The following is a 12,202-nucleotide window of genomic DNA, read 5'->3' as shown; positions in this document are numbered from 1 at the left end:
GCGGCGAGCGGCACGTCCCGCGCTCAGTCGCGACGGTACAAGGTGACGACGCAGGCGCCGCCCAGTCCCAGATTGTGCTGCAGGGCCACGCGCGCGCCATCGACCTGCCGCGGCCCGGCTTCGCCGCGCAACTGCCAGACCAGCTCGGCACATTGCGCCAGTCCGGTCGCACCGAGCGGATGGCCTTTCGACAGCAGGCCGCCTGACGGGTTGACGACGCAGCGGCCGCCGTAGGTGTTGTCGTCGTCGGCGACGTAGCGCTCCGCCTCGCCCTCGCCGCACAGCCCCAGACCTTCGTAACTGATGATCTCGTTGGCCGTGAAGCAATCGTGCAGCTCGACGACGTCGATGTCGTCGGGGCCGATGCCGGCCGCTTCATAGACCTGCCGCGCCGCCGCGCGCGTCAGCTCGCTGCCGACCATGCGCATCATCGAGGGGGGTTCGAAGGTGCTCGGATAATCGGTCGTCATCGCCTGTGCGGCGATCGTCACCGGGCGCGCGTCGCGCAGGCGTCGCAGAAAATCGTCGGAGCAGAGGACGGCCGCAGCAGCGCCGCAGGTCGGCGGACAGCACTGCAGGCGCGTCAGCGGATCGTAGATCGTCTCCGACGCCATGACCGCTTCAACATCGAGCGGTGTGCGGAACAGCGCGTTCGGGTTGTGACGCGCGTGGCGACGCGCCTTGACGGTGATCTTGGCGAACGTCTCGCGGCTGGCGCCATAACGCTCGCGGTATTCGCGGCCGGCACCGCCGAACATCTGCGCGACCATCGGCGCGGTCGACGGCGCCTGTGTCGCATGCATGGTCGCCATGTGCCGCCCCAGAGGCGCTTCGCGATCGGCATATTTCTCGCCAAGCGCACCGCGCTCCATCTTCTCGAAACCGATCGCCAGCACGCATTCGGCGAGTCCCCCCTCGATCGCCTGGCGTGCAAGATAGAGCGCACTCGATCCCGTCGAACAATTGTTGTTGACGTTGATGACCGGCACGCCGCTCAGGCCGAGTTCGTAAACGGCGCGCTGGCCGCTCGTGGAATCGCCATAGACATAGCCCGCGTAGACCTGCTCGATGTCGTCGTAGGCAATGCCGGCATCACCCAGCGCCGTGCGGCCGGCGACGCGCGCCATCTGCGGATAATCCGGGCTGGTGCCGGGCTTGACGAACGGCGTCATGCCGACGCCGATGACGTGAACGGGACGTTTCATGGAAAGCTCTCAGGCAGAGACGAACAGGTCCAGCGCCGGCGTCGTGCCGGGCCGGGCGAGATAGGCGGAGAAATCGTCGACGCCGGCGTCGCGCAACACCGTCTCGTCGAGGCAGGCATGGCCGCTGAAGCGACGCGCTGGACGGGTCACGATGCGATACGCCGCGTCGGCCATGATCTGCGGCGTGCGGCCATCGCCGGTGCCGTCGAGGCCGTCGACCTTCAACGCCGCCGTCTCGATCAAGGTGCGCGGCCATAGCGTGTTGACGGCGATGCCGTCGTCGCGCAGTTCGGCAGCGAGTCCTCGGCCCAGCAGACTCATCGCGTACTTCGACACCGTGTACGCGGCGTGGCGCGCAAACCAGCGCGGATCGATGTCGAGCGGCGGCGCCAGCAACAACACATGCGGATTGGCGGCGCGGCGCAGGTGCGGCAGGCAGGCCTGCGTGCAGACAAACGCGCCGCGCACGTTGATGTCCATCATCAGGTCATAGCGCTTCAGCGGCGTTTCGTCGGCGCGGGTCAGGCTGATGGCACTGGCGTTGTTGACGAGGATGTCGATACCGCCGAAGTGCTCGGCGGCTCGGGCCACCGCGGCCTGCACCTGCGCCTCATCGCGGATGTCGACCTGCAGGGGCAAAGCCTCGCCGCCGGCGGCGACGATCTCGGCGGCGGCGCTGTGTATGGTGCCGGGCAGGCGCGGATCGGGCGCGGCGGTCTTGGCGGCGACGACGACGCGCGCGCCATCACGCGCGGCACGCAAGGCGATCGCCTTGCCGATGCCACGGCTCGCGCCGGTAATGAATAAGGTTTTGCCAGACAGCCCGGACATGGTGCGTGCTCCGCTAGCGATCGAAGTGGGTGGATTCAGAAAGCGCCAGCGGCCAGCGCCAGTGCGCTGTTGCCGCCGTAGATGATGACGTCGCGCAGCCCCACGGCCGGCGCCACGATGTGCTCGGCATAAAAGCGCGCGGTAATGCGCTTGGCATCGAGAAAGTCCGTGTCGCCGCCATCGCCGGCACGACGTGTCGCCGCCAGCGCGCAGCGCGCCAGCAGGCCACCGGCGACCAGCCGCGCCGCCATCTGCAGGAAGGGCACGGCCGCCGCGTAGATCGCATTGACGTTGTCGTGCTGGCGGCCCAGCATGAATTCGACGGCGTCGAGAAACGCCAGGCGCAATCGTCGCAGCGGCGCGCGGATCGCAGCGTGATCGATGCCGCCGGCAGCGGCCAGACCGTGTTCGACCCGTTCGATGCGCGCCGCCATCCGCCGCGCGATATGCCCACCGTCGCGCAGCAGCTTGCGACCGATCAGGTCATTGGCCTGGATCGCCGTGGTGCCTTCGTAGATCGGCAGGATGCGGGCATCACGGTAGTGCTGGGCGGCGCCGGTCTCCTCGATGAAACCCATGCCGCCGTGAATCTGGATGCCGAGGCTAGTGACGTCGACACACATTTCGGTCGCATAGCCCTTCAGCAGGGGTACCAGGAACTCGTAGAGCGCACGTGCCTCGCCGTCGGGGTCAAGGCCGACTTCGGCAGCGTCGGCCAGGCTGGCGGCATGAATCGCCAGCGCACGCGTGGCCTCGATGTGCGCACGCATCGTCATCAGCATGCGGCGTACGTCCGGGTGCTCGACGATGGCCACGGCGTTTGGCCGTCGACCATCGACCGGCCGTGACTGCACGCGTTCGCGCGCGTAGCGAGCGGCCTTGCGATACGCGCGCTGCGCGACCCCGATGCCCTGAACGCCGACCCGGAAACGCGCGAGGTTCATCATCACGAACATCGCCTGCAGGCCTTCATGTTCGGCGCCCAGCAGATAGGCCACCGCGCCGCGGCCACCCTGCCCTTCACCTTCACCTTCACCGAACGCGAGCGTCGCGGTGGGGCTGGCGTGAATACCGAGCTTGTGCTCGATCGACACGCAGCGCACATCGTTGCGCGCGCCGATGCGCCCCTGATCGTCGACCAGGAACTTGGGCACGACGAACAGGCTGATCCCACGCACGCCCGGCGGCGCATCGGCGGTGCGCGCCAGCACCAGGTGAATGATGTTGTCGGTCAGGTCGTGGTCGCCGTAGGTAATGAAAATCTTCTGCCCGAACAGGCGGTAGCTGCCGTCCGCCTGCAACTCCGCACGCGCCTTGAGCAAGGCCAGGTCGGACCCGGCCTGAGGCTCGGTCAGATTCATCGTGCCAGTCCATTCACCGGAGACCAGGCGCGGCACATACAAGCGACACTGCGCCGCCGATCCGGCGGTCAGCAATGCTTCGATCGCACCGTCGGTCAGCAGCGGACACAGCGCAAAGCCGAGGTTGGCGGCATTGATGATCTCGGCGCAGGCGGCCGCGGTCGTCTGCGGCAGCGCCTGACCGCCGTAGACCGCCGGGTGCTGCAGTCCCTGCCAGCCGGCATCGACGTAACGCCGATAGGCATCGCGAAAGCCGGGCGGCATCCGCACCGAGCCGTCGCGCCACTGCGCGCCCAGGCGATCGCCGTCGGCATCGAGCGTTTCAAGCTCTTCCGTCGCGAAGCGCGCGCAGGCTTCGAGGACTGCGCGCGTCGTATCGTGGTCGACATCGCTCGCGGTCAGCGTGTCGTCGTCGAGCGAGCGCAGCTCCTCGATACAGAACATCAGATCGTCGATCGGCGCGCCGTCGCTCATCGCGGCAGCTCCGCAACGTGGAGGAGATTCGGCACGCCCATCAGCCGGTCAGCATCGCGTGATTGTCGGCCCGAAAGCGGACGAACCAATCGATCGCGGTCGGATCGAGCATCGCATCGCGGCTGGCGGCCTTCTCGAGCGGCCAGCCACTCAGCAGCTTGCGCACCGGCACTTCCATCTTCTTGCCGGTCAGCGTGTAGGGAATCTTGTCGACGCGATAAAGCTGGTCGGGCACATGCCGCGGGCTGCAGTCGGCGCGCAGTTGCCCGCGAATTCGCGCCCGCATCGCCTCGTCGAGTTCCAGGCCGGCGCGCAGCTTGACGAACATCGGCATGAAAAAGCGTCCGCCGGCGAGTTCGCAGCAGACGATGATGCTGTCGATCACATCGTCGATGCGCTCGACGCTGCGATAGATCTCGGCGGTGCCGATACAGACGCCGTAACGGTTCAGCGTCGAATCGCTGCGGCCGTAGACGTAGACGCCGCCGCGGTCATTGATCTTGGTCGAATCGCCATGCCGCCAGACACCCGGCCAGGTCTGGAAATACGTGTCGTGATACCGCGCGTTGCCGGCGTCGTTCCAGAAGCGCAACGGCATCGATGGAAACGGCTTGCGCACCACCAGTTCGCCGGTCTGATCGACGACCGGCTCACCCTGCTCGTTCCAGACGTCGACGTCCATGCCGAGCAAGCGCGTCTGAATCTCGCCGGCATAGACCGGCAGGCTCGGCACCGCACCGACGAAGGCCGAGGCGATCTCCGTGCCGCCGCTCTGCGAGGTGACCCACAGATCCGGCTTCACGTCCTCGTAAAACCACGCAAAGGTTTCCGGCATGGCCGGCGAACCGGCCAGCAGGATCATGTGCAGCGCCGACAGGTCGTAGCGCTCGCACGGACGCAGGCCGGCCTTCTGCATGATCTGCGCAAAGCTCGGGCTGGTGCCGAAATGCGTCACGCGCATGCGCTCGACCAGCTTCCACAGCACCTCGGGATCGGGGCCGATCGGGCAGCCGTCGTAGAGCACGGGTGTCGCGCCCTGCAGCAGGCTGGCGAGCAGCACGTTCCACATCATCCAGCCCGACGTCGAAAAATAGAACGGCCGCGACTCCGGCGTCAGGCCGACGTGAAACGCGGTCAGCTTGCAGTGCTCGACGAGAATGCCGACGTGGCTGTGGATGACCGCCTTCGGCAGGCCCGTGGTCCCCGACGAAAACAACACCCACAGCGGATGGTCATGCGCCACATACTCGTACTCGAACTGTGCCGGCTCGGCCGTCGCCAACAAATCGGCCCAGGCCATGGCACCGGGCTGCTGCGGCGCACGCTGCGGCACCAGGTATGGAAGACAGATCACGTGCTCGACACCGCCGAGCCCGGCGACGATCTCGGCCACCTGCTCACCGCGTTCGAAATCGACGCCATCGAAGCGATAGCCGTCGACGACGAACAACAGCTTCGGCGCGATTTGCGCGAAGCGCTCGATCACCGCTCTTGAACCAAACTCCGGCGACGCTGCGGCCCAGGTCGCACCGATCGCCGTCGTCGCCAGCATCGCCACCGCCGTTTCCGGGATGTTCGGCATGTAGGCGCCGACGCAGTCGCCGGGGCCAATACCCAGCTCGCGCAGACGCGTCGCCAGTGTCCTGACCTGACGGCCCAGTTCGCCCCAGCTCAGCTCGCCGCCGTCACGCAGTTCCGATGCGTGCAGCAACGCCGGCGCGTCCGGGTGTCGGCTTTCGCGGCGCAGCAGGTGTTCGGCGTAGTTGACCCGCGCGCCTTCGAACCAGACCGCGCCCGGCATGGTCCGCGCCGCCAGCACCCGCTCGTACGGTTGCGTCGCATGCACATCGAAGTACGCCCACACCGCCGCCCAGAAGGTCTCGACCTCGTCGACCGACCAGCGCCACAGTGCGTCGTAATCGCAGAGGTCCAGGCCATGGCGTGCATTGACCCAGTGCCGGAAGCGTTCGACCGCAGCGCCGCCTACCGCGTCGGGCGGCGGCGTCCATAGCCGCTCGCCCTCCGCGATCCGCGGCGTTGACGCTGCGATGCGCACGACGCTCATCGGCGGCGGCCGTTCAGCCGAGGCTGGCCGACGCCGAGTTGACCGTCAGCTCCGGCCGCGACACCAGACCGAAGCTCTGCAAGACACCGAGCAGCTCGCGGTGACCGAAGGCCTGACAGCCGGACGCGAAGCCGTAACGCTTCGGCGGCGCCTGCAGCAGGTGATACGCGACATAGGCCTGCAACAGCCCGGTCTGCTTGTAGTTGCAGACGCCGTGAATCACGCAATGCGCATGTCCGAGCGGGCCGCTGGCGTGGACCGAATCGACCGACGTGTTGAGGCGCGGATTCTCGCGCGGCGGCATGCCGGCCTGCAGCGACGCCGCCATCGCCGACAACTCCTTCTCCGCTTCGGCCTTCGGCAGCTTCTTGATCTTCTCCTCGACGACCGACGTGATCTGCACCACGCCTTCCATCACGGTGCGCTCGAACACACCGCCCATCGCCTTGCAGGTCGCGACGCGCGGATCGTTCTTGAACCACACCGGATGCGCGGTGCCGCCCCACGGCAGCGCCATCGCCGTCGCGTGCTGGCCGGGCACCATCGCCTCGATCTTCGCGTACGGCGACCACTGCACGTACTGGTTCTGCTCGAGGTAGAAGAAGTCGGACGTGAGGATGCTGAAGATCGTCTGCGTCGACGCATAGGTCGGGAAGCCACGCCACAGTACGAGGATGTCGAGCGTATCGAGTCCCGGCGTTTCGAGGCAGAGGTTGGCGGCGATCTCGCCGGTCGTATACATCTGCGCGATGCCCGGCGTCAGCAGCAGGTTCTTGTCGGCGAACTTCTGCCCCCACTTCTCCTCGGCGTGCATCATCCAGTTCTGCTCGCCGTTGGTATCGGTGTAATGCGCGCCGGCGTTGTAACAGGCTTCGACCGCCTCGTCGCCGTACTTCATGAACGGGCCGACCATGTTGCACATGACCTTGGCGCCCTTCATCAGCTGGGTCAACGCCTCGACGCTGTGCTCGACTTCGGCGATCTCGTAGTCGGCATTCTCGATGCCCGGCACCTTGTCGAGCACTTCCTTGATGCGCTTGGCGTCACGGCCAGCGGCGATGAACGGCGTACGGTATTCGCGCAGATACTCGGCGACGAGGCGGCCGGTGTAGCCGGTGACGCCATAGATGACGACGGGTTTCTTGCTCATGCTTCTCTCCTCGGGTTTTTGTTGTTGCTTCGACGGGGTGTCGCGTCAGGCCGTCATGCCGCCGTCGACCACCAGGTCGGCGCCGGTCACGTAGCTCGCTTCATCGGATGCCAGGAACAGCACACAGCGGGCGATTTCTTCGGGCCGCGCGAAGCGGCCAAGCGGAATGCGCGACAAGGTCTTCTCCGCAAACTGCTGGGCCAGTTCGGGCGTCAGCGTCGCCAATGCGCCGCTGACCATCTGCGTGTCGGCAAAGCCGGGGCATACGGTGTTGATGCGAATGCCGTAGCCAGCGCGTGCGCAATGAATGGCGGCGGAGCGCGTGAACAGACGCACACCGCCCTTGCTGGCGTTGTAGGCCGGCAGCATCGCCTCGCCGAGCAGGCCCTCGATCGACGCCATGTTGACGATCGCCCCGCCGTGTTCCTTCATGCGCGCGATGGCCGCCTGCGTGCCGAGATAGACGCCGCTCAGATTGATGTCGAGCGTGCGCCGCCACCCTTCCAGCGTCGATTGCTCGATGTCGGCGAGCAAGCCGATGCCGGCGTTGTTGACGAGCACGTCGAGCCGCCCCCAGCGCGTGATCGCCTCATCGAGCACCGCCGGCCAGCGCGCATCGTCGGTGACGTCCTGCATCACGAACGCCGCACGCGACCCGAGCCGCGCCGCGACCGCGGCACCGGCATCGCGATCGACGTCGGTGAGCAGCACGTACGCGCCTTCTTCGAGCAGCGCCTCGGCGGCAGCGAGGCCCAGGCCACGCGCGCCACCGGTCACGATGCAGACCTTGTCCTGTACACGTCCCATGTCCTGGCCTCCCGTTCAGGCGCGCGCGGACGTCGCCGCGTTGCCACGCCAGTCGTAGTCGCGGCTGTCCTGCGCAAAGCGGACGAACCAGTCGATCGCATCCGGATTCATCATCGCGTCGCGGCTCGCCGCCTTTTCCAGCGGCCAGCCCATCAGCAGCTTGCGCACCGGGATTTCCATCTTCTTGCCGGTCAGCGTGTACGGCACCGCAGTGACGGCGTAGATCCGATCCGGCACGTGGCGAGGACTGCAGTCCTCGCGCAGCTTGGTGTTGATGCGACGCACGAGGTTCTCGTCAAGTTCGGCATCAGGCTTGAGGCGCACGAACAGCGGCATGAAGAACTTGCCGCCCGGCAACTCGCAACAGACGATGAGGCTGTCGGCGATTTCCGGTACCTGCTCGACAGCGCGATAGATCTCCGCGGTGCCGATCCGCACCCCGAAGCGATTCAGCGTCGAATCCGATCGGCCGTAGATGTAGCAGCCGCCGCGCGCATTGACCTTGATGAAATCGCCATGCCGCCAGACGCCCGGCCGGATGGTCTCCATCGCCTCGAAATACGACTCGCGATAGCGCTTGCCGCCGTCGTCGTTCCAGAACTTGATCGGCATCGACGGAAACGGCGTGGTCACGACCAGCTCGCCGACTTCGTCGATCAGCTCATGGCCATCGTCGGTCCAGGCGTGCACGTCCATCCCCAGCAAGCGCGCCTGAATCTCGCCGGCATGCACGGGCAGCGTCGGTGATGCGCCGACGAAGCCGCTGCACAACTCGGTGCCGCCGGATTGCGAGGTCACCCACAGATCCGGCTTCACGCTGCGGTAGAACCAGGCGAAGGTCTCCGGCGTCGACGGTGCGCCGGCGACAACGATCGCCTCCAGCTTCGACAGATCGAAGCGCTGCCCCGGCACCAGACCGGCCTTTTCCATCATCTGCACATAGGTCGGGCTGGCACCGAAACTGGTCGTGCCGGTGTCGGCGGCGAGCTGCCAGAGAAAGTCCGGCGACGGGTGTGCGGGGTTGCCGTCGTAAAGCACGATCCCGCTCCCGGTCAGCAGCGCCGCCAGCAGCAGGTTCCACATCATCCAGCCGGTGGTGCTGTAGAAGAACATCACCGATTTCGGACCGAGATTCAGATGAAAGTGCATCAGCTTGAGGTGCTCGACGAGCGCCCCGACGTGGCTGTGCACGATCGCCTTCGGCAGACCGGTCGTGCCCGACGAGAACACCACCCACAGCGGATGATCGTAGGCGACGTGCTCGTAGCGGAACTGCTCTGGCGAGACATCAGGACCGCTGAGCAGATCGCCCCAACGGCGCATCTGCTTCCACGACGGCGGCGGCGCGGCCGGGTCCAGGTACGGCAGCCAGACCACGGTCTGCAACGACGGCAGCGCATCGACGATGCGGCGCACCTCGGCGTCGCGCACAAAGTCCTTGCCACCGAAGCGGTAGCCGTCGGCGGCGAACAACACCTTCGGTTCGATCTGCGAGAACCGTTCGATCACGGTCTTGACGCCGAACTCCGGTGCCGCCGATGACCACACCGCGCCGATCGCGGTCGTCGCCATCATCGCGATCGCCGTTTCCGGCACGTTGGGCATGTACGACACGACACGGTCGCCGGGCTGCACGCCGAGCGCGCGCAGCTCGGTGGCGAGGATGCGCACTTGGCGGCCCAGCTCGCGCCAGCTCATCTGCGCCAGCGGGCGCGTCTCCGACAGGTGATGGAAGACGGTTGCGTCCGGCGCGATCGCCTCTTGCCGCAAAAGGTGCTCGGCGTAATTGAGGCGCGAATCCTCGAACCACTTGCAGCCGGGCATCTGATGCGTATCGAGCACCCGCGAGTACGGCACCGACGACTGCACGTCGAAGTAATCCCAGATCGTCGCCCAGAACGCCTCGGGCTCGCGCACCGACCAGTTCCACAGCGTCGCGTAATCGGACGTTTCAACCCCGCGCTGCTCGCGCAGCCAGCGCTGGTAGCGGGCGATCTGCGAGCCTTGCGCGAACTCCGCTCGCGGCGTCCACAGCAACTCGCCTTCCTGCACCATGTCGTTCTCCTCGTTCTTGGTTTCGTTCACGGCAGTGCGTAGATGTCGTAGCGGACCTCGAAGGTCTGCAGATCGGCCTCGCCGATGCCAACGCAATACAGGCGATGCAGCCACTGATAGGCGGGATGGGCACTGCGCAGGCGCGGCCCGGTGCGCAGCGTCAGGCGCGGCGGCAGCGCGCCACCCACGACGTTCTCGTAAGCCCCCTCACCGGCATCCGCGAGTCCGGCGTAGTCGATCTGGATCAAGGCGCCATCGTCGGTCTCGATCGTGCCGCGCACATCGAGCTGGCCGACACCGTCGCGACGCAAGGTGAACCAGTCCGCGCCGCTGGCGCGCAAGCGGCCGCGCAGGCGCGGCCCATCGACGCGGCCGCCGGCGATGTAGAACGTCATGCGCAGCCCTTCAGGTACCGGCCCGATCACTTCCGGCGGGGCCTGCAATTGCGCGCGCAGCGCAAACAGATGCTCGCCGCGCAGGGCGAGGCCGGCGCTCATGCGGCACTCCTCCGCGCGCCTTCATCGTTCCAGGACACCCGGCAGAACGTGGCAATCTCGGCGACCGCCACACCGGCCTCCGGCAGCAAGCCAGCCTGCAGATGGAAGTCGTGCCAGAGCCCGGGGTATTCACGCAGCGTTACCGCGACGCCGGCGGCACGCGCCTTGGCGACCAGCCGCTGGGCATCGTCGTAGATGACCTCTTCACTGCCGACGTGCACCAACAATGGCGGCAAACCGGCGAGCCCGGCGTACAACGGCGAACAGCCCGGATCGTCGGCGCGCGCCGCGCCGCGATACAGCGCCGACCAGTGCGTGCCGCAGGCCGGCGTGATCAGCGGGTCACGCGCGGCACGGGCCTGCACGCTGTCGCCGGTCAGCGCCAGATCGACCCATGGCGAGATCGTCGCAACCGCCGTCGGCAGCGCTTCGCCGCGATCGCGCAAAGCCAAGACTAGCGACAAGGCCAGACCGCCGCCTGCCGAGTCGCCGGCAACGATGATGTCGTCAGCCGACCGCCCGCCGTCGCGCAGTGCACGCCAGACCTGCAGCGCATCGTCGAGTGCGGCGGGGTACGGATGTTCGGGCGCCAGCCGATAGTCCGGCACGATCACATCGGCATCGGTCTGCAGCGCCAGGCGCACCGTGACGGTCCGGTGCGTCGCCGGCGAGCCGATCACGTAGCCGCCGCCGTGCAGATAGAGAATGCAGCGGCGCGGCCGCGCGTCGCGACGACGCAGGCGCTCACAGCGCACACCGCCAAGGTTCTGCCATTCACGTGCCGCGCCGCGCGGCAGCGGCGTGGCGCAAAGCGCCGCTGCCGACAGCGCACGCTGTACCGCAACCGGCACCCGCGGCTGCAAGGCGAGCTTCAGCGCGCGCAAGGCGTAAGGGACAATGGCGGCCTGGAGGCTCATGGTCGGTAGCCCGTCAGCGCAGCGACGCGAGGCGCTGCAGCACGGCCTCGGGCTGTGCGTCACGTGGAATGCCGGCATAGCGAAAGCCGCCGGCCGGACAGTCCGGCACCGCCGCGCCCGTCCAGAACGCCGCGGGAATCTGTTGCGCGACGTAGCGGCGCTCAACCGCCTCGGGCGCGACCACGAAGTCCAGCGACGCATCCCCCTCGCAACGCCCGGCGGGCGTTGCCATGCCGACGATCCAGCGGTAATGCGCGGCCACATTCAGGACCGGCTGACAGCACGCTAGTGACGCGGCATCGGACGGCGCGCTGTCCAGCGACTCCTGCAGCAGCAGCACGTCGATGCCGATCTCGCCGAACAGGCGCAGAAAGTCGGCGAGATAGACGGCGGCGCTGTCGACATCGTCGTCGTCGAACTCCGGCACTTCGCCATGCGCGGCGCGATAACTTTCGAGCAGCCAGCGCCGCGGCGACGGACAGGCGATCGCCAGTGGCTGCGAGGCGAAGCTCGCGCGCAGGCCGCCGGCGAGTTCGGCCAGGTGATGGCGCAGATCGTCGTCGGCCAGCAGCGTGCGCAGCGGGTAACCGACGCGCCGCTTGGCGGCCATCGCGTCGCGCAGCGTGGCATGTGCGTCGAGCCAGGCGGCCGCCACCGCGCCGAGCGGCAGTTCGACGACATCGGAACGCAGCAGGCCCTGCGCCTTGCGTTGCCAGGCGACCAGCGCCGACACGTCCAGCCACGGCGCCTGCCCACCGGCGAGCAGCGCGCCGGCGTAATCGGCGTAGTCCAGCCAGAGGGGTCGCCGCGCGGCGATCAGTTCGTCGAAGCGGTTCATGG

Annotated in this window: 10 protein-coding genes; all 10 read right to left on the bottom strand. The window is 67.3% G+C overall.

The window, feature by feature from the left end; genetic code table 11:
• Positions 1 to 23: 23 nt before the first annotated feature.
• From G7Y82_RS06020 to G7Y82_RS05975, 10 genes are read right to left on the bottom strand one after another with little or no spacing between them, the layout of a single operon-like run.
• A complete protein-coding gene (locus G7Y82_RS06020; protein ID WP_168147091.1) occupies positions 24 to 1,205 on the bottom strand; it encodes a lipid-transfer protein in 1,182 nt (393 codons plus the stop codon).
• A 9-nt stretch (positions 1,206 to 1,214) separates the two neighbouring features.
• Positions 1,215 to 2,036 (bottom strand): SDR family oxidoreductase, encoded by an 822-nt coding sequence (locus tag G7Y82_RS06015; RefSeq protein ID WP_168147090.1) that lies wholly within the window; start codon positions 2,034 to 2,036, stop codon positions 1,215 to 1,217.
• 35 nt (positions 2,037 to 2,071) lie between these two features.
• Positions 2,072 to 3,871: an acyl-CoA dehydrogenase family protein gene (locus G7Y82_RS06010; RefSeq protein WP_168147089.1), complete on the bottom strand. Its 1,800-nt coding sequence runs from the start codon at positions 3,869 to 3,871 to the stop codon at positions 2,072 to 2,074.
• 40 nt (positions 3,872 to 3,911) lie between these two features.
• Entirely contained in the window at positions 3,912 to 5,936 is a 2,025-nt protein-coding gene (locus tag G7Y82_RS06005) for an acetoacetate--CoA ligase (protein ID WP_168147088.1), read from the bottom strand.
• A 13-nt stretch (positions 5,937 to 5,949) separates the two neighbouring features.
• Complete coding sequence (locus G7Y82_RS06000; RefSeq protein WP_168147087.1) at positions 5,950 to 7,086, bottom strand: DUF5938 domain-containing protein; 1,137 nt, start codon at positions 7,084 to 7,086, stop codon at positions 5,950 to 5,952.
• A gap of 45 nt (positions 7,087 to 7,131) precedes the next feature.
• On the bottom strand, positions 7,132 to 7,893 hold the full coding sequence (locus G7Y82_RS05995) for a glucose 1-dehydrogenase (protein WP_168147086.1): 762 nt from the start codon (positions 7,891 to 7,893) through the stop codon (positions 7,132 to 7,134).
• Positions 7,894 to 7,908: 15 nt separating this feature from the next.
• The gene (locus G7Y82_RS05990; protein WP_168147165.1) at positions 7,909 to 9,948 is read right to left on the bottom strand and encodes an acetoacetate--CoA ligase; all 2,040 of its coding nucleotides are present in this window, start codon (positions 9,946 to 9,948) and stop codon (positions 7,909 to 7,911) included.
• Positions 9,949 to 9,974: 26 nt separating this feature from the next.
• Positions 9,975 to 10,445 carry a DUF3237 domain-containing protein gene (locus tag G7Y82_RS05985; protein WP_168147085.1) on the bottom strand — a complete coding sequence of 157 codons (471 nt, stop codon included), beginning with the start codon at positions 10,443 to 10,445 and terminating at the stop codon, positions 9,975 to 9,977.
• Complete coding sequence (locus G7Y82_RS05980; RefSeq protein ID WP_168147084.1) at positions 10,442 to 11,362, bottom strand: alpha/beta hydrolase; 921 nt, start codon at positions 11,360 to 11,362, stop codon at positions 10,442 to 10,444. Before G7Y82_RS05980 ends, G7Y82_RS05985 begins: the two co-directional genes overlap by 4 nt.
• A gap of 13 nt (positions 11,363 to 11,375) precedes the next feature.
• Positions 11,376 to 12,200 (bottom strand): hypothetical protein, encoded by an 825-nt coding sequence (locus G7Y82_RS05975; protein WP_168147083.1) that lies wholly within the window; start codon positions 12,198 to 12,200, stop codon positions 11,376 to 11,378.
• Positions 12,201 to 12,202: the final 2 nt, after the last annotated feature.

The organism is Solimonas marina (assembly GCF_012241385.1).
Lineage (GTDB): Bacteria > Pseudomonadota > Gammaproteobacteria > Nevskiales > Nevskiaceae > Solimonas > Solimonas marina.
Note: the sequence above shows the minus strand (reverse complement) of the source record. Positions and strands in the feature narration are given on the sequence as shown.

Coding starts and splice junctions, on each gene's coding strand:
- G7Y82_RS05985 (WP_168147085.1), bottom strand. CDS start 10,445: ATGAGCGCCGGCCTCGCCCTGCGCGGCGAGCATCTGTTTGCGCTGCGC.
- G7Y82_RS05975 (WP_168147083.1), bottom strand. CDS start 12,200: ATGAACCGCTTCGACGAACTGATCGCCGCGCGGCGACCCCTCTGGCTG.
- G7Y82_RS06015 (WP_168147090.1), bottom strand. CDS start 2,036: ATGTCCGGGCTGTCTGGCAAAACCTTATTCATTACCGGCGCGAGCCGT.
- G7Y82_RS05990 (WP_168147165.1), bottom strand. CDS start 9,948: ATGGTGCAGGAAGGCGAGTTGCTGTGGACGCCGCGAGCGGAGTTCGCG.
- G7Y82_RS06020 (WP_168147091.1), bottom strand. CDS start 1,205: ATGAAACGTCCCGTTCACGTCATCGGCGTCGGCATGACGCCGTTCGTC.
- G7Y82_RS06005 (WP_168147088.1), bottom strand. CDS start 5,936: ATGAGCGTCGTGCGCATCGCAGCGTCAACGCCGCGGATCGCGGAGGGC.
- G7Y82_RS06000 (WP_168147087.1), bottom strand. CDS start 7,086: ATGAGCAAGAAACCCGTCGTCATCTATGGCGTCACCGGCTACACCGGC.
- G7Y82_RS06010 (WP_168147089.1), bottom strand. CDS start 3,871: ATGAGCGACGGCGCGCCGATCGACGATCTGATGTTCTGTATCGAGGAG.
- G7Y82_RS05995 (WP_168147086.1), bottom strand. CDS start 7,893: ATGGGACGTGTACAGGACAAGGTCTGCATCGTGACCGGTGGCGCGCGT.
- G7Y82_RS05980 (WP_168147084.1), bottom strand. CDS start 11,362: ATGAGCCTCCAGGCCGCCATTGTCCCTTACGCCTTGCGCGCGCTGAAG.